The organism is Saccharopolyspora mangrovi (assembly GCF_035320975.1).
GTDB classification, from domain to species: domain Bacteria; phylum Actinomycetota; class Actinomycetes; order Mycobacteriales; family Pseudonocardiaceae; genus Saccharopolyspora; species Saccharopolyspora mangrovi.
Window position 1 is genome coordinate 127,844 of record NZ_JAWLNX010000018.1, and the last position, 22,022, is coordinate 149,865.

Sequence of the window (22,022 nt, forward strand, 5' to 3'; positions counted from 1 at the left end):
CCTCCGCTGTTCCCGAGGGTCGCCAGCAGACTAACGGGAACGCAGGCCCGCAGCGCACGCACCACCCGCGCGCAACCGGATCACCGCTTTCCCTTCGCCTTGCGTTCGCGGACTCGGACCGAGATGCGGACCGGGCTGCCGACGAAGCCGAAGGTCTCGCGGAACTTGCGCTCCAGGAAGCGCCGGTAACCGGCCTCCAGGAAGCCGGTGGTGAACAGCACGATCGTCGGCGGCCGGGTCTGCGCCTGCGTGGCGAAGAGGATCTTCGGCTGGCGACCGCTGCGCACCGGCGGCGGGTTGGACGCGACGAGCTCGTTGAGCCAGCCGTTGAGCCGGCCGGTGGGCACCCGGGTGTCCCAGGAGTCCAGGGCGGTGCGCAGCGTCGGCGCCAGCTTGGCCACCGAGCGGCCGGTCAGCGCGGAGACGTTGACGCGCTCGGCCCAGCGCACCCGCACCAGCTCGCGGTCGATCTCCTTCTCCAGCTGGTGGCGGCGGTCCTCGTCGACCTTGTCCCACTTGTTGTAGGCCAGCACCAGCGCGCGGCCCGCCTCGACCACCATCGTGATCACCCGCAGGTCCTGCTCGCTGATCGGCTCCGAGCCGTCGACCAGCACGATCGCGACCTCGGCCGCCTCGATGGCGGCCTTGGTACGCAGCGAGGCGTAGTACTCGGTGCCGCTGGCGGTCTTGACCCGCTTGCGCAGCCCGGCGGTGTCGACGAAGCGCCACACCTGGTCGTCGAGCTCGACCAGCGAGTCGACCGGGTCGACGGTGGTGCCCGCGACGTCGTGCACGACGGAGCGGTCCTCACCGGTGAGCTTGTTGAGCAGGCTGGACTTGCCGACGTTGGGCTTGCCGACCAGCGCGACCCGGCGCGGGCCGCCGGTGGCGCCGAAGACCTCGCGCGGGGTTTCCGGCAGGGCTTCGAGCACCTTGTCCAGCAGGTCGCCCGAGCCGCGACCGTGCAGACCGCTGACCGGCATCGGCTCGCCCAGGCCCAGCGACCACAGCGCGTGCACGTCGGCGACGCCGCGCTCGTCGTCGACCTTGTTGGCCACCACGATCACCGGCCGCTTCGAGCGGCGCAGCACCCGGGCCACGGCTTCCTCGGTGGCGGTGGCGCCGACCTTGGCGTCGACGACCAGCACGATCGCGTCGGCGGTGTGCATGGCCATCTCGGCCTGCGCCGCCACCGAGCTCTGCAGGCCCTTGGCGTCGGGTTCCCAACCACCGGTGTCGACCACCGTGAAGCGGCGGCCGTTCCACAGCGCGTCGTAGGCGACGCGGTCCCGGGTCACGCCCGGGGTGTCCTGCACGACGGCCTCACGACGTCCTAGCAGTCGGTTGACCAGGGTGGACTTGCCCACGTTGGGGCGTCCGACCACGGCCAGCACCGGCTGCGGCTTCGGCGGCGCCTCATCGCCCTCGGCGGCGGCCTCGTCGAATTCCGCCCATTCGGACTCGTCGGACCACGTGCCGTCCAGGCCCTCCAGCGACTCGTCGGTCACGCTCGTTTACCTCTCACGTCGTCAATGGTCCGGTCGGCGACCAGCCGATCCAACTCGGCGATCAGCTCGACCAGTTCGGTGCGCACGGTTTCGGTCGCCGTCACCAGCCCGGCGCGGCCCTTGCCGCCCGCCGGGGAAATCGGCTCCCCGAACAACACGTCGATCCTGGGTAACAGCCTACGGCCCGCCCCGTCGGGACGTCGGGTGCCCCGGCAGGCCACCGGCAGGATCTGCGCGCCGGAGGCGCGCGCCAGCCACGCGGCCCCGTGCTGGGCGTTGTCGACGTCGCCGGAACCGCGGGTGCCCTCGGGGAAGACCCCGACCAGCCCGCCGCCCTTGAGCACCCGCACCGCCGTCAGCAGCGGAGTGCGGTCGGCCTCACCGCGCCGGACGCCGATCTGCCCGATGCGGGTCAGGAACCAGCCCAGCGCACCGCTGAACATCTCCTGCTTGATCAGGAACACCGCCGGACGCGGGACCATTCCCAGCAGCAGCGGCCCGTCCAGCAGCGAGCTGTGGTTGGCCACCAGCACGACCGGCCCGCTGCGCGGGACCCGGTCCTTGCCGTGCACCTTCACCCGGAACGGCAGGCGCAGCGGCCAGCGGGAGATCCACTGGGCGATCCGGTGCAGCCACGCCCAGGCGCCCTCGGGCAGTTGCGCGCTCAAGCCGCACCCACCAGCAGCCCGCGCGATTCGACGAGCTTGGTGAGCTGTTCGAGCACGCCGGCGATGTCGAGGTCGGTGCTGTCGAGCTCCACGGCGTCGTCGGCCTGCCGCAGCGGCGCCACCTTGCGGCCGGAGTCCAGCGCGTCGCGGCGTTGCACGTCGGCGTGGGTGCGCCGCAGGTCGCCGTCGCGGCCGTCGGAGACGTCCTGGGCGGTGCGGCGCGCGGCTCGCGCGTCGGCGGAGGCCGTCAGGTACACCTTCAGGCCCGCGTCGGGCACCACGACCGTGCCGATGTCGCGGCCTTCGACGACCATGCCGCCCGGCTCGCTCATCGCCCGGGCGATGAGCTCGCGCTGCAGCGCGACCAGCAGCTCGCGGACCTCAGGCACCGCGGAGACGGCCGACACGGCCCCGGTGACCTCCGGGCCGCGGATCGCGCCCTCCACCTCGGCACCGTCGAGCTGCACGGCCGGCGCCAGCGGGTCGGTGCCCATGCTCAGCTCGACGGCGCGCGCCACCCGGACCACCTCGGCGGCGTCGGCGGGGTCGACCCCGGCGCGCAGCACCGCGAGCGTCACCGCCCGGTACATGGCACCGGTGTCGAGGTAGGTCGCGCCGAGCGCCGCCGCCAACTTCTTCGACACCGTGGACTTGCCGGTGCCCGACGGTCCGTCGAGAGCCACCACTCCACGAAGCCTGGCCTGCGCCACGTCGCCGTTCCTCCCCGCGTCGAATGCCGTCCCGGCCGATCGCCGGAACCAACCAACCATTCTGCCTGGCCGCCACCCGCGAATCCCAATCGCACCCGGTTGCCGATCGGAACCGGACCGAGACCTCGACAGCGGTCTGGGGGATCAAGGAATAGACACGAAGACCTTTAGGGTTAAAAAGGTGGACGTAACTGTGACTCCGCTGCCGGGGCTCGGCACGCGCCAGGACTTCACCACTGGATCCGGTCACCGAGTCGGGGTGATCACCTACCGGGACGGGCGGTTCGAGCTGATCGTCTCCGACCACGAGGACCCGGACAAGGTCGCCGCCTCGGTGGAGCTGACCAGCACCGAGACCAGCACGCTGGCCGGCCTGCTGGGGGCTCCGCAGCTGGTGTCGAAGCTCTCCGAGCAGCAGCGGGAGGTCGCCGGGGTGACCACCTGGCAGCTGCCGGTGCCCGCCGGTTCGCCCTACGCGGGACGCGAGCTCGGTGACACCGAGATGCGCACCCGCACCTCGGTGTCGATCGTCGCGGTGGTGCGCGACGGCGTCGTCCACCCGTCGCCGCGGCCGGACTTCGTCTTCGCCTCCGGTGACCTGGTGGTCGTGGTCGGCACGGCCGACGGGCTGCGCGCCGCCGAGGAGATCCTCACCCAGGGCTGAACGGACAGCGCAGCGGAGGTCGACGCCGACCGACCGTCACAACTCCATACGCAGGGAACACGCGAGAGGAAACACGGTGCACGACACGGCGATCTCCCTTATCGAGCTGGGAGCGGTGTTCTTCGGTCTCGGCATCCTCGGGAGGCTCGCGTGGAAGATCGGCATATCCCCGATCCCGCTGTACCTGCTGGGTGGAGTCGCGTTCGGCACCGGCGGCCTGGTCCCGCTGCACGGCATCCAGCCCTTCACCCACATCGCCTCCGAGATCGGCGTGGTGCTCCTGCTGCTGTTACTCGGGCTGGAGTACTCGGCGGGTGAGCTGGTCACCGGCCTGCGCCGGTCCTGGGTGGCCGGGCTGGTCGACATCGTGCTCAACGCCGCGCCCGGCGCCCTGGTGGCGCTGGCGCTGGGCTGGGGACCGATCGGCGCGCTGGCGATGGCCGGTGTCACCTACATCTCCTCCTCGGGCATCGTCGCCAAGGTGCTCGGCGACCTGGGCAGGCTCGGCAACCGGGAGACACCGGTGATCCTGTCGATCCTGGTCTTCGAAGACCTCGCGATGGCCGTCTACCTGCCGATCCTCACCGCGCTGCTGGCGGGTGTGAGCTTCATCGGCGGGCTGACCGCGGTGGGCATCTCGCTGCTGGTGATCACCGTCGTGCTGGTGATCGCGCTGCGCTTCGGCAAGTACGTCTCGGCGATCGTGGACAGCCCCGATCCGGAGGTCTTCCTGCTGCGCCTGCTGGGCGCCGCGCTGCTGGTGGCCGGGCTGGCCTCCGAGCTGCAGGTGTCGGCGGCGGTCGGCGCATTCCTGCTGGGCATCGCGATCTCCGGATCCACCGCGCAGAACGCGACCCGCATGCTCGAACCGCTGCGCGACCTGTTCGCGGCGGTGTTCTTCGTGGTCTTCGGCCTCAACACCGACCCGGTGGAGATCCCGCCGGTGCTGCCGATCGCGCTGGGCCTGGCCGCGCTGACCTGCCTGACGAAGGTGCTCACCGGCTGGATCGCGGCCCGCATGCAGGGCGTGGCCCGGATGGGCCGGCTTCGCGCGGGCGCGGCGCTGGTGGCGCGCGGCGAGTTCTCCATCGTCATCGCGGGCCTGGCGGTCTCCTCCGGTGCGGTGGACGGCGAGCTGGCTGCCCTGGCCACGGCCTACGTCCTGCTCATGGCCATCATCGGCCCGGTCGCGGCCCGCGTCGTCGAGCCCCTCGCGCGGGCGGTCCTGGTCCGCAAGCCGCAGACGGTCTGAGAACGCGAGAAGCCGCGGCCGGGAGTTCCCGACCGCGGCTTCTCGCGAGAGCTCACATGCCGACGATCTTGTACAGCGAGCCGACTTCCTGGCGGTTGAGCGGCCGGATGGCGCCCGGGCGCTCGGTGGTGAGCTGCACGTCGCCGATGCGGGTGCGCACCAGGCGCTGCACCGGGTGGCCGACGTGCTTGAGCAGCCGGCGCACGATGCGCTTGCGGCCCTCGTGCAGCACGATCTCCACCAGCGCGCGGTTCTGGTTCTGGTCGACCAGCTTGAAGCGGTCCACCTTCACCGGGCCGTCCTCCAGCTCGACGCCCGCGCGCAGCCGCTGACCGAGGTCCTTCGGGATCGGCCCGAGCACCTCCGCCATGTAGGTCTTGCGGACCTTGTAGGACGGGTGCATCAGCCGGTTGGCGAGCTCGCCGTCGTTGGTGATCAGCAGCAGGCCCTCGGTGTCCTGGTCCAGACGGCCCACGTGGAACAGCTTGCCCTGCCGTTCGCGCAGGTAGTCACCGATGCACGGACGCCCCTTGTCGTCGGACATGGTGCACAGGATCCCGGCCGGCTTGTTCAGCAGCAGGTGCGTGAGGTTGTTGTTGATCATCACGCGGCTGCCGTCGACGTGGATGACGGAGTTCTCCGGGTCGACGCGGCGGCCCAGCTCCATGACGACCTCGCCGTCGACCTCGATACGACCCTCGAGGATCATCTCCTCGGCGGCCCGCCGAGACGCGACACCCGCCTGCGACAGCACCTTCTGCAGGCGCACCCCCTCTTCGCTGGGGTGCTTCGCGGCACTGGACGGGGCACGGCGTTCAGACGTCATCGATCGAATCCACTTCGGGCAACAGGGGTGCGAGCGGCGGCAGGTCCTTGAGCGACGACAGCCCCAGCCGCTCCAGGAACAGCTCGGTCGTGCAGTACAGGATGCCGCCCGTCTCCGGGTCGGTGCCGGCCTCGCTAATCAGGCCGCGCCCCACCAGGGTACGGATGACGCCGTCCACGTTCACACCCCGTACCGCCGCGACCCGCGAGCGCGTCACCGGCTGCCGGTAGGCGATGACCGCCAGCGTCTCCAGCGCGGCCCTGGTCAGCTTGGTGCGCTGCCCGTCGAGCAGGTAGCGCTCGACGTAGGGCGCGTACTTCTCCCGCGAGTAGAACCGCCAGCCGTCGCCCACGTAGCGCAGATCGATCCCGCGCTCGCTCTCGGCGTAGCCCTCAGACAGCCGCCGCAGGGCTGAGCGGATCCTGGCGACGGGCTGCTCCAGCGTGTCGGCGAGCAGCTCCTCCCCCGCCGGTACGTCCACGACCAGCAACAACGCCTCCAGCGCGGCGTCGAGCTCGGAGTCCTCGGTCAGGTCCGGAGCGCCGGGCGTCTCCACCGCCTCATCAGCGGCAGGGCTCTCCGACTCGGACCCATCCGACTCAGGCCCAGGAGCGGGTTCAGCTGAAACCTCCGCCTCCTCGGACGCCGACGTTGCAGTGGAAACCTCGGCATCGCCCTCGACGGGCTCCGGCGTCGTGACCTCGTCGGTTTCCGGGGGGAGGGAAGTTCCAGCGGAAACTTCGGATTCCTCGGCGGCCATCAGCCGTACTCCTCTTCTTCCTGACTGGCGCGCTGCGCCTCGGCCTCGGCCTGCGCTTGGGCGAGGGAACCACCGACCCAGGTCACCTGCAGCTCACCGAGCGGGCTCTCCTGCTCGAACTGCAGCACCTTCTCCCGGTACAGCTCCAGCAGCGCCAGGAACCGGGCCACCACCTCGACGGTGTGCCCGCAGTCCGACACCAGGTCGGTGAAGGTCAGCGTGCCCTTCTCGGCCAGCCGCACCCGCAGCAGCGCCGCGTGCTCGCGCACCGAGACGCCGTGCTGGTGGATGTGGTCCAGCGACACCGTCGGGGGCGGTTTCGGCCGGAACACCGAGGCGGCGATCTCGGCGAACCGCTGCGGGTCGACGCCGATCACCACCTCGGGCAGCAGGTTCTCGTAGCGCTCCTCCACCGACACCGAACGCGGATAGCGCCGCAGCGCACCGGCTTCCAACTCGCCGAACAGCGCCGCCACCTGCTTGTAGGCGCGGTACTGCAGCAGCCGCGCGAACAGCAGGTCGCGGGCTTCCAGCAGCGCCAGGTCGGCCTCGTCCTCGACCTCGGCGGCAGGCAGCAACCGGGCGGCCTTGAGGTCCAGCAGCGTCGCGGCGACCACCAGGAACTCGGTGGTCTCGTCGAGGTCCCACTGCTCGCCGAGCGCGCGCGTGTAGGCGATGAACTCGTCGGTGACCTTGTGCAGCGCCACTTCGGTGACGTCGAGCTCGTGCGCCGAGATCAGCTGCAGCAGCAGGTCGAAGGGCCCCTCGAAGTTCTCCAGCCGCACGGTGAACTTGCCGTCACCGGCCTGCGCTTCGGCCTCCGCTAACGGGGAATCCTGTGGTGCTGCTTCGGTCCCGGCGTCGGACGGTGCGAGTTCGGCGTCGGGTTGTGGGGCATCGGTCACTCGCCGGACTCCCGCAGGTGCTGGACCAGGACCGAGTCCGCACCGTGCTCGGTAAAGTCGGCCAGCAGCACCGCGATCGCCTCGCGCACGACACGACCGCGGTCCACGGCGATGCCGTGATCCGCGCGCAACGCGAGCCGAGCCTGCTCCAAACCCAGCAACTCCTCGTCGGACACGTACACGGTGATCTTCGAATCGTGCTTGCGCCGACCCGAACCCGCCGACCGGGCCCGCCCCTGCTCCTTGACCGGGGCGGCCGGCTTCGGGTCCTCCTGCGGCGCCGAGGCCTGATCCGTCCGGGGAACAGTAGTACGGAACAGTTCAGCCGCTCCGGGCAGGGCGACCCGACGCGTCATCGAGCGATCACCTCGCGGGCCAGCGCCCGGTAGGCCTGAGCACCGGCGGACCGCGGCGCCCACCTGGTGATCGGCTCACCGGCGACCGTGGTCTCCGGGAACCGCACCGTCCGGTTGATCACCGAGTCGTACACCACGTCGCCGAAGGCCTCCACCACGCGCTGCATGACCTCGCGCGAGTGCAGCGTGCGCGGGTCGAACATCGTCGCCAGGATGCCGCTGATCTCCAGCTTCGGGTTCAGCCGCTCGCGCACCTTCTCGATCGTGTCGATCAGCAGCGCCACCCCGCGCAGGCTGAAGAACTCGCACTCCAGCGGGATGATCACGCCGTCGGCGGCGGCCAGCGCGTTGACCGTGAGCAGGCCGAGCGAGGGCTGGCAGTCGACCAGGATGTAGTCGTACTCCTCGATCGACTGGCGCAGCACGCGCAGCAGCGTCTGCTCGCGGCCGACCTCGGTGACCAGCTGCACCTCGGCGGCGGAGAGGTCGATGTTGCTGGGCAGCAGGTCCATGCCCTCGACGGTGGTGCGCCGCACCACGTCATCGACGGTGACCCCGCGTTCCATGATGACGTTGTAGATGGTCTGCTCGAGCTGGTGCGGCTGAACGCCCAGGCCGACCGAAAGCGCGCCCTGCGGGTCGAAATCCACCAGCAGCACCCGTCGCCCGTGTTCGGCCAGCGCGGCACCGAGGTTGATCGTCGAGGTGGTCTTGCCGACGCCGCCCTTCTGGTTGCACATGGCCAGCACCGACGCGGGACCGTGGTGGTCCAGCAGCGGCGGTTCCGGGATGTGCCGGAGCGGCCGACCGGTGGGGCCGAGACCGCGGGAGTCCTGGTTCTGATCAGCGTTGGCCTCAGGACCCGTGGTCTCGGGGGCGATGCTCAGGTCGACCGCGCCCCGAGGCCGCCGGGCGGCGGAAGGATGCGGCAACGACATGGCGATCTGACTCCTTCGGTACCGGTGGCGATCGATCGCAGCCTAAGTCGCTCAAACGACCTGCGGCAACGTGCCTCGCCGTGGTGTCGGTAATTGGGTCGGCGGAAGTTCGTGATTTCGCTGTGATGAAGATCTACCGCTTTCGTTGATCACCCGCATGCGCAAGCGGTGATCTCACCCCGAAAGGTGTGCGCGCGGATGCGCGGTGGCGTAGACCTCCCGAAGCGTGTTGACCGTGACCAGCGTGTACACCTGCGTGGTGGTCACCGAGGCGTGCCCGAGCAGCTCCTGCACCACGCGGACGTCCGCGCCGCCTTCCACCAGGTGCGTGGCGAAGGAATGGCGCAGCACGTGCGGTGAAACAGATTCGGCGATTCCCGCTCGTTGCGCGGCCGTTTTCAACGCGTTCCACGCGCTCTGCCGGGAAAGCCCGGTGCCGCGCGAATTCAGGAACACCGCCGAACTGCCGCGGCCGCGCGCCACCAGGACCGGCCGCGCCCGCACCAGGTAGGCCTCCAGCACCGCCAGCGCGGGACGCCCGATCGGCACCAGCCGCTGCCTGCCGCCCTTCCCGTCCAGCAGAACGGTCCGGTCGGTGCGGTCGATGTCGTCGACGTCCAGGCCCACGGCCTCGGAGATGCGCGCCCCGGTGGAGTACAGCAGTTCCAGCAGCGCCCGGTCCCGAAGTCCGCGCGGGTCGTCGCCTCCGGCGTGCTCCAGGAGCCTCCCCACGTCGGCGACCGAGAGGGCCTTCGGCAACCGCTTCGGCGGCCTCGGCGGCGCGACCTCGCGCGCCACGTCGACCGCGATCCGGCCCTCGGCGTGGGCGAAGCGGTGCAGTCCGCGCGCGGCCACCAGCGCCCGCGCCGCCGAGGACGAGGCCAGCGGCAGCCGTCCCTCCACGCCCTCGCGCAGCTGCGCCAGGAACTCCGCCAAGTGCTCGGTGCGCACCTCGTCGAGTCCGGAAACCCCTTGCGCGGCCAGGAATTCCGCGTACCTGCGCAGGTCGCGGGCGTAGGAGTCCAGCGTGCTGCGCGCGGTTCCGCGCTCGACCGCGAGGTGGTCGAGGTATTCGCCGACGGCGGTGCGCAGTCCCGGCGGCAGCGAGTCGAAACCCCTCACCGGGCGGCGAAGCGCTGCGGCCGGTCGGTCCACTCGGCGTCGGCCGGGCGCGGCTGCGCGACACCGTCGCGCGCGGCCTTGGCGGCCAGCAGACCGGCCACCGCCGGCCCGTTGACGATCTCGCCCGCCAGCGCCATCCGCACCGCCTCGTCCAGCGGGAACCGCTCGATGACCAGGTCCGCTTCCTCATCGCCGACGGCGTCGGGGCGGCTCACGTCCGACAGGCCGGTGGCCAGGAACACCCGCACCACCTCGTCGGTGAACCCGGGCGAGGTCGCCACGTCGACCAGCACCGACCAGTCCTCGGCCGCCAGCCCGGCCTCCTCGGCGAGCTCGCGCTGCGCCGTGCGCACCGGAGGCTCACCGGAGACGTCCATCAGGCCCGCGGGCAGCTCCCACAGCCTGCGGCCGATCGGGTAGCGGTACTGGTGGACCAGCGCGACCCGCTCCTGCTCGTCGATCGCGGCGATCGCCACCGCTCCGAAGTGCTCGACGACCTCTCTGCGCGCGTGACCGCCGCCGGGCATGCCGACCTCGTCGGCCCGCAGCGCCAGGATCCGCCCGACGTAGACGTCCTCGCTGGCCAGCGTGGTGAACTCGTGCTCTCCGTTGGTGCGCGCGACACCGGTACCCGTGGTCTCCACGCACCCCACCCTAGATCCGATCGCCCGGGCATGAGTCGGCCCGCGCCACCATCTCGGTCGGTGCGGGCCGCTCACCTGGGACGGATCACGCGCCGGCGGGCTCGGACTCCGGTTCCGCGACGGCCGGCTCCAGCTCGACCGGCAGCCGCTCGGCGGCGCGGTAGTCGATCGCCGCCTTCACGAACGCCGCGAACAGCGGGTGCGGGCGGGTCGGGCGGCTCTTGAGCTCCGGGTGCGCCTGGGTGCCCACGAAGAACGGGTGGATCTTCCGGTCCAGCTCGACGAACTCGACCAGCCGGTCGTCCGGCGAGGTGCCGGAGAAGACCACACCGGCCTTGCTCAGCCGGTCCCGGTAGGAGTTGTTGACCTCGTAGCGGTGCCGGTGGCGCTCGTCGACCTCGGTGGCCCCGTAGGCCTCGGCGACCAGCGAACCCTCGGCGAGCTTCGCCGGGTAGGAACCCAGCCGCATGGTGCCGCCCATGTCCCGGTCACCCGAGATCACGTCGTGCTGGTCGGCCATCGTGCTGATCACCGGGTGCTGGCAGGGCTCCTCGAACTCGGTGGAGTTCGCCCGCTCCAGACCGGCCAGCGACCGGGCCGCCTCGATCACCATGCACTGCAGGCCCAGGCACAACCCGAGGACCGGGATGTTGTTGGTGCGCGCGTAGCGGATGGCGCCGAGCTTGCCCTCGATGCCGCGCACGCCGAACCCGCCCGGGATCAGCACGCCGTCCACCCCGGCCAGCGCCTGCGCCGCACCGGACTCGGTCTCGCAGGAGTCCGAGCCGACCCAGGAGATCTCCACCTTGGCGCGGTGGGCGAACCCGCCGGCGCGCAGCGCCTCGGTCACCGACAGGTAGGCGTCGGGCAGGTCGATGTACTTGCCGACCAGCGCGATGCGCACCCGCTCGGACGGGTTGTGCACCCGGTCCAGCAGGTCGCCCCACACCGACCAGTCGACGTCGCGGAACGGCAGGCCGAGCCTGCGCACCATGTAGGCGTCGAGGCCCTCGCTGTGCAGCACCTTCGGGATGTCGTAGATCGACGGCGCGTCGGGGCAGGCCACCACGCCGTCGGTGTCGACATCGCACATCAGCGCGATCTTGCGCTTGAGGTCGGCGGGCAGCTCGCGGTCGGCGCGGCAGACCAGCGCGTCGGGCTGGATGCCGATGTTGCGCAGCGCCGCCACCGAGTGCTGGGTGGGCTTGGTCTTGAGCTCGCCCGAGGGCGCCAGGTACGGCACCAGCGAGACGTGCAGGAAGAAGCAGTTGTCCCGGCCCACGTCGTGGCGGACCTGGCGGCAGGCCTCCAGGAACGGCAGCGACTCGATATCACCGACCGTGCCGCCGACCTCGGTGATCACCACGTCGGGCGTCACACCGTTCTCGTCGGGCTCGGCCATCGCCCGGATGCGGGCCTTGATCTGGTCGGTGATGTGCGGGATGACCTGCACCGTGTCACCCAGGTACTCGCCGCGGCGCTCCTTCGCGATGACCGCGGAGTACACCTGGCCGGTGGTGACGTTGGCGTTGCGGGTCAGGTCGCGGTCCAGGAACCGCTCGTAGTGACCGATGTCCAGGTCGGTCTCCGCGCCGTCCTCGGTGACGAACACCTCACCGTGCTGGAAGGGGTTCATCGTCCCCGGATCGACGTTCAGGTAAGGGTCGAGCTTCTGCATGGTCACCCGCAGACCGCGGGAGGTGAGCAGTTCGCCCAGGCTGGACGCCGTGAGCCCCTTCCCCAACGAAGAGGCAACGCCCCCCGTTACGAAAACATGCTTGATAGTGCGTGCTTGCGGCACCAAGAAAAGCTCCCCGTGGTCAAGCCGTCGCCTGGCTGGAATTTCTGCGCTGGCAGGACGGCTGGATCCGTCGCTCCCACGGAATTCCAGCCTAACGCACGACCACCCGGGCCCGCACCGAGACCCGCCCAATCAGGAAACGGAGAACCGGCCGGGTCAACCGCCATCCGGCGGCCTACCGGCCGGTTCTCCGTGACATCTCGGTGAACCGCGCGCGACCATGCGCGCACCCGCGGGTCAGGAAGCGCCGCGGGTGCCCGGGACAGGGCCCTGCGCGCTGCTGGCCACACCGTAGTGCCCGCTCTGCCGGTCCGCTTGCTCGCGGGCCGCCATGACGGCCGCGACCCGCCCCGCACCCGTCTCGGCGTTGTCCACGGTGGAGAGGCTCGACGACATCGCCGGGTCGACCCGCGCCACGCCGACCGCGCCCCGGCCGTCAGCGGAGCCGCTGGTGCCGGCCAGCACCGCGCCCTGCCCGGAGCGGTCGATCTGGGTGGCGAAGCGGGCCAGCGCCGTGGCCCGGTCCGCAGCGTTGTCCCCTTCGAGGCGACCGCCGGTGAGCACCACCGCCAGCTGCGCGGGCCGCAGCCCCTCGGAGGCGGTCGCGTAGCCGCCGCCTGCCAGGCCGGACAGCGCCGCCGCGCGGGCGTCGTCAGCGGCCTGCGGCTGCCCGGTCTGCGGGTTGACCAGCGTCAACGGGCCGATCAGGCCACCTGCGAGGGTGCCCGGGTCGGCTGCCGTGGGCAGCTGGACCCCGGCGGGCAGCAGTTGGGTGACCACGCCGCGCAGCTGATCGGTTCGGTCCGGGTTGGTCAGCGCCTCACCGAGGCGGACCTCTCCGGTGATGTCGGCGCCGGAATCCCGCAGCAGCTTCGTCATCGCCGCGCGCTGGTCATCACCGGTGTCGGCGGAGCTGATCAGCACGACGCTGCGCCCGGTGAGTTGGCCCTGCACGGCCATCGGCGCCACGGTCGTGTCGAACCGGTCAGCGGCGTCGGCCTGCGCCTTGAACTGCGCGCGCTCGGCGCTGAGCTGGTCGACCTGGGCCTGCAGCTCTTGCTTCTCCCCGCTGACGGCGTTGAGCAGGCCCGCGCTGACCGAGCTGGTGCCCAGCACCACGCCCACGGCCAGCGCGAGGAACACCGCGGCGATCGAGATGATGTGGTAACGCAGCGTGATCACGAGAACAGCCCCTCGAAGTAGGCCGACACGACACCGGCGGTGTCGGTCAGCTGGGCCACGGCGGCGGCGCCGAGCCCGGACACCAGCAGCGCGACGGCGACCACCAGCAGCACCGCCAGCACCAGCAGCACCACCGCCGACATCGGCGTGCGGCTGCGCTGCAAGGTGGCCACGGCCGGGCCGTCGATGACCTTGCTGCCCAAGCGGAGCCGGGTGAGGAACGTCGACGGGTTGGAGCCGGAGCGGCCGCGGTCGAGGAACTCGCTGAGCGTGGCCTGGAACCCGACGGTGACCACCAGGCTCGCCTTGTGCGCGTCGGCCAGCAGCAGCGCGAGGTCCTCGGGGTTGCCCGAGGCGGGGAAGGTCATCGCGCCCACGCCCAGGTCCTGGATGCGCTCCAGGCCGGGCGCGTGCCCGTCGAGGTGAGCGGGGATGACCAGCTCGGCACCGCAGCGCAGCGTCTCGGTGCTGACGGTGTCCGGGGCGCCGACGATGACGTTCGGCTTGTAGCCGGCGCGCTGCAGGGCGTCGGCGCCGCCCTCGACGCCGATCAGCACCGGCTTGTACTCGCGGATGTAGCGCTTGAGGCGGCGCAGGTCGTCGGCGTGGCCGTAACCGGGCGCCACGACCAGCACCTGCCGGCCCTCCATCGAGCCCGCGAGCTCGGGCACGCCGATGCCGTCGAGGATCAGCGTGCGCTCGGTGCGCAGGAACTCGATGGTGTTCGCCGAGAACGCCTCCAGCTGGGTGGCCATCCCGGCCTTGGCCTCGATGAGCTGGTCGGCGACCGAGTTGGTGTCCTGCTCGACGCCGCGGCCCAGCTCGCGCTCCCCGGCGTAGATGCCGCCCTCGAACAGGCGGATCTTCGCGCCGTCCTTGACCTGGTTGAAGACGTCGTTGCCGACGCCGTCGACGAGCACGACACCGGCGGCCAGCAGCACCTCGGGCCCGAGGTTCGGGTAGCGCCCGGAGATCGACGGGGCGGCGTTGACCACACCGATCACCCCGGCCGCCACCAGGGCTTCCGCGCTGCGGCGATCCAGGTCGGCGTGGTCGATCACCGCGATGTCACCGGTGCGGACCCGGCGCGGCAGATCACCGGAGCGGCGTTCCACCCTGGCGACTCCGGCGAGCCCCGGCAGGTCCTCCTGCTGTCGAGTCAGCAGTCCGCTGATTTTCATGCGCCGATGGTGACAAACCGAGCACCGATCGTGGCTGCGCCACGCCGAGCGCGCTGCGCCACTCACCGCAGCCGGTGATGCTCCGTTCGGCTCAGCCGCACTGGCGCCGACGAGCGAGGCGACCGCGGATCTCTACGACTTCTTCTTGCCGCCCTTGCCCTTTCGGCCGAACTTCTCCTGGGTGAGCTTGTAGGTGTTGGCCGTCTCGAGGAGCTCTTCGGCGTGCGCGCGTCCGGTCTCGGTGGACTCCATGCCGGCGAGCATCCGGGCCAGCTCCACCACGCGGCGCTCGTCGGAGACCAGCCGGACGTCGCTCTTGGTGAGACCGCCGTCGACCTGGCCCTTGTCGACCACCAGGTGCCGGTCGGCGAAGGCCGCGACCTGCGGGAGGTGAGTGACCACGATGACCTGGTGGGTGCGCGCCAGCCGCGCGAGCCGCCGACCGATCTCGACCGCTGCGCGACCGCCGACACCGGCATCGACCTCGTCGAAGACCAGCGTGGGCACGGTGTCGGCATCGGCGAGCACCACCTCCAGCGCCAGCATGACGCGGGAGAGCTCACCGCCCGAAGCGCCCTTGTGGATCGGCAGCGCGGGCGCACCGGAGTGCGCGACCAGCTGGAGCTCGACCTCGTCGACGCCGTCGGGTCCGGCGTGCAGCACGCGGTCGTCGACCGGCAGCCCGTTCGGATCGCCGTTCTCGGCTTCCTTGGCGTGCACCACGACCTGCAGCTCGGCCTGCGCCATCGCCAGCCCGGACAGCTCCTGCGACACCGCGTCGGCCAGCCGCACAGCGGCTTCCGCGCGGGCGGCGCTGAGCCCCTTGGCGTGCTCGGCGAGTTCGACCGCGAGCTCGTCGCGGCGAGCGGCCAGCGCGGCCAGCGCCTCCTCCGAGGTGTCCATTCCGGACAGTCGGGAGCGGGCGTCCTCCGCCCAGGCCAGCACTCCGTCGACGTCGGCCGCGTACTTCTTGGTGAGCTGCTTGAGCTCGGCCTGCCGGGCCAGCACCTGCTCCAGGCGTGCCGGGTCGGCGTCGAGCTTGTCCAGGTAGGCGCCGAGCTCACCGCCGACGTCGGAGAGCACCGCGACGGCCTCGGCCACCCGCGGTTCCAGCTCCCGCAGCGCCGGGTCCTCCGAGGACGACAGCCTGCGCGCCGCCTCCCCGATCAGCCCGATCGCCCCCGGGGCCTCCGGGTCTCCGTCGGCGGAGCCGGACAGCGCGTGCTGGGCTCCGGCGGCGATCTCCCGCAGCTGATCGACGTCGGCGAGCCGCCGCGCCTCGTCGACCAGCGAAACGTCCTCGCCCGGTTCGGGGTTGACGGCTTCGATCTCGGCCAGGCCGTGCCGCAGCATGTCGGCCTCGCGGGACAGCTCGCGGGAACGCTCGGTGCGCTCGGTGAGTTCGCGGACCGCCTCGGCCCACTCGGCGCGAACGCGCTGGTAGTCGCCCAGCACGTGCAGCACGGGTTCCCCGGCGAACCGGTCCAGCACCGCGCGCTGCTCGCCGGACCGCAGCAGCCGCAGCTGGTCGTTCTGCCCGTGCACCGCCAGCACCTGCTCGGACAGCTCCGAGAGCACGCCGTTGGGCACCGAGCGGCCGCCCAGGTGCGCGCGGGAACGCCCGTCGGAGGTCACCGTCCGCAGCGCGATCAGGCTTCCGTCGTCGTCGGGTTCGGCGCCGGCGTCACCCGCGACCTTGGCCGCCGGCGAGTCCGGGGTGGTCGCGAAACGCCCCTCCACGACGGCTCGCTGCGCACCGGCGCGGACCCGCGAGGTGTCGGCCCGGCCACCGCTGAGCAGATGTAGGCCGGTGACCACCATCGTCTTGCCCGCGCCCGTCTCACCCGTGACCACGGTCAGGCCGGCGTGCAGTGCGAGCGTGGCGTCGTCGATGACTCCCAGTCCCTGGATACGCATCTCCGCCAACACACTCAGCACCCTATCGGCACTGAGCCCCGGAGAACGCCCCACTGCGGTGATCGCCACCGAAATCGTTAGACATTGTGTTCGATCTGCTCGTCACACGGCAGGTCCGCGCCAACCCTGGACGGGAAGTTCGAACTTGCGCACCAGGCGATCGGTGAACGACGTGTCGTGCAACCGGACCAACCGGATCGGCGTCGAACCCGCCACCACCTCGACCCGCGCACCCGGCGGGAGATCGAACTGCCGCTGCCCGTCGCAGCACAGCACCGCGTGGTGCCCGTGCTGGTCGATCTCCATCGCCACCAGCGAATCCCGCGACACCACCAGCGGACCGGCGAACAGCGCGTGCGCGTTGCTCGGCACGACCAGCAGCGCCTGCACCTCCGGCCACACCACCGGGCCACCCGCCGAGAACGCGTAGGCCGTGGAGCCGGTCGGGGTCGAGCACAGCACGCCGTCGCAGCCGAACGCCGACACCGGGTGCCCGTCGACCTCGACGACGACGTCGAGGATCCGCTCGCGGCTGCTCTTCTCCACGCTGGCCTCGTTGAGCGCCCACGTGCTCGCGACCGTCTCGCCGTTGAGCGTCGCGGTGACCTCCAGGGTCATCCGCTCCTCGACGTGGTAGCGGGATTCGACGACGGCGGCGATCGCCTCGTCCAGCGCGTCGGAATCGGCACCGGCCAGGAACCCGACCCTGCCCAGGTTCACCCCGAACAGCGGCACCCCGGCCGGTCGGGCCAGTTCAGCCGCGCGCAGCAGCGTGCCGTCACCGCCGAGGACCAGCACCAACTCCGTGCCGGCGGCGGGGTTCTCATCCGGGTTCGCGACCTCGCAGGCGCTGTCCCGCAGCTCGTCGGCCTCACCTGCCAGCGCCCGGACCGCGATCCCCGCGTCGAGCAGACGACCGGCGACCTTCTCCGCTGTGCGCAGGTTCTGCTCCCTGCCGGTGTGCACCACCAGCAGCACCCGTCGGGTCAACTCCCACTCCCTTGCCGGGGTGAATTCCTGGTCGAGTTCTGCGGTCCGCGCTCGACCGCGTCCGTCACCGAGGCGCTCGCGCGTTCGCGGTCGATCTCGGCGCCGGGCCGCAGCCAGACGAAGTACTCGACGTTGCCGGACGGTCCCGGCAGCGGGCTGGCCACCACGTCGCGCAGCCCCAAGCCGTGCTCGGCGGCGAAGTCGACCACCTCGAGCACCGCTTCGGCGCGCAGCTGCGGATCGCGGACCACGCCACCCGAGCCTAGCCGTTGTTTGCCCACCTCGAACTGCGGTTTGACCATCAGCGCGAGATCGGCGTCGTCGGTGGCGCAGGCGACCAGCGCAGGCAGCACGAGCTTCAGCGAGATGAACGACAGGTCGGCGACCACCAGGTCCACCTGACCGCCGATGTCCTCGGACGTCAGCGCCCGGACATTGGTGCGGTCGTGGATGCGCACCCGCTCGTCGGTCTGCAGCTTCCACACCAGCTGGCCGTAGCCGACGTCGACCGCGACGACCTCGCGGGCATCGCGGCGCAGCAGCACGTCGGTGAAACCGCCGGTGGACGCCCCGGCGTCCAGGCACCGCTTGCCCGCCACCGACAGGCCGCCGGGCTCGAACGCCTCCAGCGCGCCGACCAGCTTGTGGGCGCCGCGCGAGGCCCAGCCCGGATCGTCGACGTCCTCGGTGACCAGCACCGGCGCGTCGATCTCCACGGCCGTGGCGGCCTTGCGCGCGATCATGCCGCGCACGCTCACCCGGCCCGCCGCGACGAGCTCTCCAGCGTGTTCCCGGGACCGGGCCAGCCCGCGCCGAACCAGTTCGGCGTCCAGGCGCGCCTTGCGAGGCACTTCGTCAACTCCGAGGGGTGTTCTGGGACTGCAGGTGGTCGGCCTTCGACAGCGCCTCGGTCAACGCGCTGTGCACGTTCTCGAAGCGCTGGACGTGCTCGGCGACCGGCTGGTCGCGCACCTCGTCGAGCTCGGTCATCGCCGCGGAGATCGCGTCGATCGCCGACTGCCCGTCGTCGGCCTGGCGGGCCAGCATCGCCGGGTTGGGCGCCTGCTGCTGCCGCGGAGAGGTCATGGGCGGGTACTCCCCTCGATCACCGGGACCGCGCGATCGTTGCGCGGCACCGCCTTCACGCTAGCCGAACAGTGCGCGCCGGTCCCGTCAGGTCAGTCGATGTCCAGCGCTCGCAGCGCTGCCCGCGCCGGGTCGTCGGTGCCCTCGACCTGCACCGGGCCGGAACCGGCGGACCACCACGCCGCGCACAGCGCGCGCAGGGCGCCGAACTCGTCGCCGTCGCCGCGCGAGGACAGCTCGAGCCCGTCCCCCACGGTCACCGACCAGGCCGGTTGTTCGGCGATGGTGACCTCGGACTTCGGCGCGTGCAGGCCGCGCAGGTCGGCGGCCACGCTGTCAGGCCGCTCGCCGGGAGCGGCTTCCAGCAGGTGGCGAGGCGAGTTGACCCCGGTGAGCACCATCAGCGACGGCATGCCGGCGTTCACCGCACCCGCGATGTCGGTGTCCAGCCGGTCGCCGATCATCAGCGGTCTGCGGCCGCCCGCCGAGGACACCGCGCGGTCCAGCAGCGGGCGCTCCGGCTTGCCCGCCACCAGCGGGTCCTGGTCGGTGGCCGCGCGCAGCAGCTCGACCAAGGCTCCGTTGCCGGGCATCAGACCGCGCTCGGTGGGCAACGTGCGGTCGGCGTTGCACGCCACCCACAGCGCGCCACCCCGGATCGCCAGGCACCCCTCGGCGAAGTCGCGGTAGGCCAGCTCGGTCGACAGGCCCTGCACCACCGCGACCGGGTCGTCGGTGAACTCGCTGACCGGAACCAGGCCCAGCCGGTCCACTTCGGACTCCAAAGCGGCGGAACCGACGACCAGCACCCGGGAACCGACGGGCAGCTTCTCGGCGAGCACCGCCGCACCCGCCTGGGCGCTGGTGCTCACCTCGCTGCGCTCCGCCGCCAGCCCGAGCCCGACCAGGTGATCGACGACCGCCTGGTCGGGCTTGGAGGCGTTGTTGGTGACGTAGCGGACCGGGACACCACGGCTGTGCACCTGCTGGATCGCCTCCAGCGCGCCGGGAACCAGCTCCCCGCCCCGGTACACCGTGCCGTCCAGGTCGAACAGCACGACGTCGTGATCGTCGAGCAGCGTGCCGCTCACTGCGCCCGCGAGCCCCCTTCGGCCGCGGGCTCGGCGGCGGTGCCGCCGTCCTCGTCGGCCTCGTCCTCTTCGATCTCGTCGTCCTCGTCCTCGTCCGCGTCCTCGTCCGCGTCGACGTCCGCGTCTTCCGCGTCCTCGTCGTCGAGGTCGTCCTCGTCGTCGATCTCCGCGGCCGCCTCGGCCTCGCTGACCAGTTCCTCGATGACGTCCGGGCCACCGAGCTGGACCGCGAGCTCCTCGAGGCGCTCGGGGGCGTCGGTCTCCTCCTCGTCATCGGCGTGCGCGGCGTGGACGAACCAGGTGAAGGCGTCCCGCTCGCGGCCGGCGGCCAGCAGGTTGTCGGCGTAGGCGTAGAACAGCCGCGCGCTCCAGGGCTCCTGGCGCTTCGGGTCCAGCTCCGGGATCTGCAGGCTGACCACGGAGGCCTCGATCTCGTCGAGGTCGCGCCGGGCGCCCGCGGCCACGATCCGCAGCTCGATCTCGTCCTCCTTGTCGAGCTGCAGCGCCTCCTCGCTGCGCACCAGCTCGATCGCCCGCTCGGGGCGTCCCATCGCGCGCTCGCAGTCGGCCATGATCGCCAGATGGCCGGGTCCACCGCCCATCCGCCGCGCGGCGCGCAGCTCGGACAGCGCCTCGTTCCACTCGCCGGTCAGGTAGGCGGTGAGACCGTTGGCCTCGCGCACCGAGGGGATCCGGGAAGCCTTCTGCCGCGCGAAGCGAGCGTGCGCCAGGGCGCGCTCGGGCTCCTCGTCGATCAGCTGACCTGCGGCGACCAGGTGCTGCGCGACCTTCTCGGCAGCCCCCTTCGGCAGCGACAGCAGCTCGCGGCGGACCTCGGGGTCCAGCTCGGACGGGTTGACGCCCTCCTCGGGGAGCTCCGGCTCGACAGCCTTCGGAGCGTCCTCGTCCTTCGTGTGGTCCGGCTTGCGGTCTCCGTCTCGCTTGAAGCCGCCGTCCTTCTTGAAGTTGTCCTTCTTGAAGTTGTCCTTCTTGAAGTTGTCCTTCTTGAAGTCGTCCCGGCGACCTCCGCGGTCGTCCCGGCGGCGGTCATCGCGGTTGCGGTTGTCCCGGTTGAAGCCACCGCGGTCGTCCCGGCGCGGACGGTCGTCGCGGTTGAAGCCGCCGCCCCGGTTGTCCCGGTCATCGCGGCGCGGACGGTCGTCCCGCTTGTACCCGCCTCGGTCGTCCCGGCGGCGATCATCGCGGTTGAAGCCGCGATCGTCGCGGTTGCCCCGGTAGCCGCCGCGGTTGTCGCCACCGCGGTTGTCGCGGCCGCGGTCGTCGCGGCGGAAATCACCGCCGCGGTTGTCCCGACGGTCATCACGCCGATCATCACGGCGGAAGTCGTCCCGACCACCGCGCCGGTCGTCGCGCGGGCCGCGGTTGTCGCGGTCGCCCCGGTAGCCGCCGCGGTCGTTGCGGTCGTTGCGGAAACCGCCCCGGTCGTCCCGGTTGCGGTCACCTCGGTAGCCACCGAAGTTGTCGCGACCCCGGTCGTCGCGGCGGAAACCACCGCCGCGGTTGTCCCGACGGTCATCACGGCGGAAGTCGTCCCGACCACCACGGCGGTCGTCACGCCCGCGGTCGTCGCGGCGGAAGTCATCGCGGCGCGGACGGTCGTCACGGCGGTAGCCGCCGCGGTCGTCGCGGTTGCGGTCGTCACGCGGGCCGCGACGATCGTTGTCGTTGAACCGGTCGCGGTTGTTGCGGAACCCTCCGCGGTCGTCGCGCGAACCCCGGTTGTCGCGGTCGCCCCGGTAGCCGCCGCGATCGTTGCGGAAACCGCCCCGATCATCCCGGTTGCGGTCGCCTCGATAGCCGCCCCGGTCGTCCCGGCCCCGGTTGTCGCGGTCGTTGAAGCGGCGCGAACCGCCGTCGTTGTCACGGCGCGGGCCACCGTAGGAGCCGCGCCCCTGGGAGGTGCCGCCTGGCTTGCGGTCGTAGTTGCCGCGACCGCCCTGGCCGCTGCGGCCGGCACCGGCCCCGCGGCGGGGACCGCCGCGCCTGTCATCGGAACCGGACACCGAACCTCCTGAGAAAGAAAAGCCAAAAGATCTTACCAGGGCAGTCTCCCCGGCATAGCGCGCCCGACATCGCGGAGTCTTGATCGACCACCAGCGCACGTGCTGTCTTCCGAGCCCCGCGCGGGGGCTGAACAGCCACGACCGAACCGCCTTCTACAAATCGTACAGCTCGCCGGCCCGCCCCGGCCGCCCGGGACCACGCCCGCAACCCCTGCTCGAGACCGACAGCACTCGAAACAACAAAAAGCGGGGCAGGAGAAACAGTGTTCTCCTGCCCCGCTTCGTAAGGTATGTGTCGGCGGTGTCTTACTCTCCCACACCCTAGCGAGTGCAGTACCATCAGCGCTGGGGAGCTTAGCTACCGGGTTCGGAATGGGACCGGGCGGACCCTCCCCGC

Annotated in this window: 21 protein-coding genes and 1 rRNA gene; 2 read left to right on the plus strand and 20 right to left on the minus strand. The window is 71.4% G+C overall.

From position 1 onward, the window contains the following. Positions 1-80: 80 nt before the first annotated feature. Genes der through cmk form a run of 3 tightly spaced genes read right to left on the minus strand, consistent with a single transcriptional unit; the run spans position 81 to position 2,862 of the window. Complete coding sequence (gene der, locus R4I43_RS23850; protein ID WP_324267943.1) at positions 81-1,493, minus strand: ribosome biogenesis GTPase Der; 1,413 nt, start codon at positions 1,491-1,493, stop codon at positions 81-83. 11 nt (positions 1,494-1,504) lie between these two features. Continuing rightward, entirely contained in the window at positions 1,505-2,176 is a 672-nt protein-coding gene (locus tag R4I43_RS23855) for a lysophospholipid acyltransferase family protein (protein ID WP_324267917.1), read from the minus strand. Continuing rightward, entirely contained in the window at positions 2,173-2,862 is a 690-nt protein-coding gene (gene cmk / locus R4I43_RS23860) for a (d)CMP kinase (RefSeq protein ID WP_324267918.1), read from the minus strand. Before cmk ends, R4I43_RS23855 begins: the two co-directional genes overlap by 4 nt. A gap of 205 nt (positions 2,863-3,067) precedes the next feature. Between cmk and R4I43_RS23865 the strand changes: the two genes are divergently transcribed. Continuing rightward, entirely contained in the window at positions 3,068-3,550 is a 483-nt protein-coding gene (locus tag R4I43_RS23865; RefSeq protein WP_324267919.1) for a cation:proton antiporter regulatory subunit, read from the plus strand. 76 nt (positions 3,551-3,626) lie between these two features. Then, positions 3,627-4,802: a cation:proton antiporter gene (locus R4I43_RS23870; RefSeq protein ID WP_324267920.1), complete on the plus strand. Its 1,176-nt coding sequence runs from the start codon at positions 3,627-3,629 to the stop codon at positions 4,800-4,802. Positions 4,803-4,854: 52 nt separating this feature from the next. Here the strand turns inward: R4I43_RS23870 and R4I43_RS23875 are convergent, their stop codons facing one another. The 17 genes from R4I43_RS23875 to rrf all read right to left on the minus strand — a co-directional run. Continuing rightward, a complete protein-coding gene (locus R4I43_RS23875) occupies positions 4,855-5,628 on the minus strand; it encodes a pseudouridine synthase (RefSeq protein ID WP_324267921.1) in 774 nt (257 codons plus the stop codon). Continuing rightward, positions 5,618-6,388 (minus strand): SMC-Scp complex subunit ScpB, encoded by a 771-nt coding sequence (gene scpB, locus R4I43_RS23880; RefSeq protein WP_324267922.1) that lies wholly within the window; start codon positions 6,386-6,388, stop codon positions 5,618-5,620. The genes R4I43_RS23875 and scpB overlap by 11 nt, the downstream gene beginning before the upstream one ends. Continuing rightward, complete coding sequence (locus R4I43_RS23885) at positions 6,388-7,293, minus strand: segregation and condensation protein A (protein WP_324267923.1); 906 nt, start codon at positions 7,291-7,293, stop codon at positions 6,388-6,390. The genes scpB and R4I43_RS23885 overlap by 1 nt, the downstream gene beginning before the upstream one ends. After that, entirely contained in the window at positions 7,290-7,649 is a 360-nt protein-coding gene (locus tag R4I43_RS23890; RefSeq protein ID WP_324267924.1) for a hypothetical protein, read from the minus strand. Before R4I43_RS23890 ends, R4I43_RS23885 begins: the two co-directional genes overlap by 4 nt. Further along, positions 7,646-8,587: a ParA family protein gene (locus R4I43_RS23895; RefSeq protein ID WP_324267925.1), complete on the minus strand. Its 942-nt coding sequence runs from the start codon at positions 8,585-8,587 to the stop codon at positions 7,646-7,648. Before R4I43_RS23895 ends, R4I43_RS23890 begins: the two co-directional genes overlap by 4 nt. 174 nt (positions 8,588-8,761) lie before the next feature. Further along, positions 8,762-9,709 (minus strand): site-specific tyrosine recombinase XerD, encoded by a 948-nt coding sequence (gene xerD, locus R4I43_RS23900; protein ID WP_324267926.1) that lies wholly within the window; start codon positions 9,707-9,709, stop codon positions 8,762-8,764. After that, positions 9,706-10,362 carry an NUDIX hydrolase gene (locus tag R4I43_RS23905; protein ID WP_324267927.1) on the minus strand — a complete coding sequence of 219 codons (657 nt, stop codon included), beginning with the start codon at positions 10,360-10,362 and terminating at the stop codon, positions 9,706-9,708. The genes xerD and R4I43_RS23905 overlap by 4 nt, the downstream gene beginning before the upstream one ends. Before the next feature lie 76 nt (positions 10,363-10,438). Further along, positions 10,439-12,154 carry a CTP synthase gene (locus tag R4I43_RS23910; protein WP_407691303.1) on the minus strand — a complete coding sequence of 572 codons (1,716 nt, stop codon included), beginning with the start codon at positions 12,152-12,154 and terminating at the stop codon, positions 10,439-10,441. A gap of 237 nt (positions 12,155-12,391) precedes the next feature. Beyond that, positions 12,392-13,336: a copper transporter gene (locus tag R4I43_RS23915; protein ID WP_324267929.1), complete on the minus strand. Its 945-nt coding sequence runs from the start codon at positions 13,334-13,336 to the stop codon at positions 12,392-12,394. Continuing rightward, on the minus strand, positions 13,333-14,517 hold the full coding sequence (gene steA / locus R4I43_RS23920; protein ID WP_324267930.1) for a putative cytokinetic ring protein SteA: 1,185 nt from the start codon (positions 14,515-14,517) through the stop codon (positions 13,333-13,335). Before steA ends, R4I43_RS23915 begins: the two co-directional genes overlap by 4 nt. A 132-nt stretch (positions 14,518-14,649) precedes the next feature. Beyond that, on the minus strand, positions 14,650-16,434 hold the full coding sequence (gene recN, locus R4I43_RS23925; RefSeq protein WP_324267931.1) for a DNA repair protein RecN: 1,785 nt from the start codon (positions 16,432-16,434) through the stop codon (positions 14,650-14,652). Positions 16,435-16,536: 102 nt separating this feature from the next. Next, a complete protein-coding gene (locus R4I43_RS23930; RefSeq protein ID WP_324267932.1) occupies positions 16,537-17,424 on the minus strand; it encodes an NAD kinase in 888 nt (295 codons plus the stop codon). Next, the gene (locus R4I43_RS23935) at positions 17,421-18,275 is read right to left on the minus strand and encodes a TlyA family RNA methyltransferase (protein ID WP_324267933.1); all 855 of its coding nucleotides are present in this window, start codon (positions 18,273-18,275) and stop codon (positions 17,421-17,423) included. Before R4I43_RS23935 ends, R4I43_RS23930 begins: the two co-directional genes overlap by 4 nt. A 4-nt stretch (positions 18,276-18,279) precedes the next feature. Beyond that, entirely contained in the window at positions 18,280-18,510 is a 231-nt protein-coding gene (locus R4I43_RS23940; RefSeq protein WP_324267934.1) for a hypothetical protein, read from the minus strand. Positions 18,511-18,602: 92 nt separating this feature from the next. Continuing rightward, positions 18,603-19,601 carry an HAD-IIA family hydrolase gene (locus R4I43_RS23945; protein WP_324267935.1) on the minus strand — a complete coding sequence of 333 codons (999 nt, stop codon included), beginning with the start codon at positions 19,599-19,601 and terminating at the stop codon, positions 18,603-18,605. Then, a complete protein-coding gene (locus R4I43_RS23950; RefSeq protein WP_324267936.1) occupies positions 19,598-21,625 on the minus strand; it encodes a tetratricopeptide repeat protein in 2,028 nt (675 codons plus the stop codon). Before R4I43_RS23950 ends, R4I43_RS23945 begins: the two co-directional genes overlap by 4 nt. 293 nt (positions 21,626-21,918) lie before the next feature. Next, positions 21,919-22,022: ribosomal RNA gene (rrf, locus tag R4I43_RS23955) — 5S ribosomal RNA — on the minus strand; the annotation flags it as partial.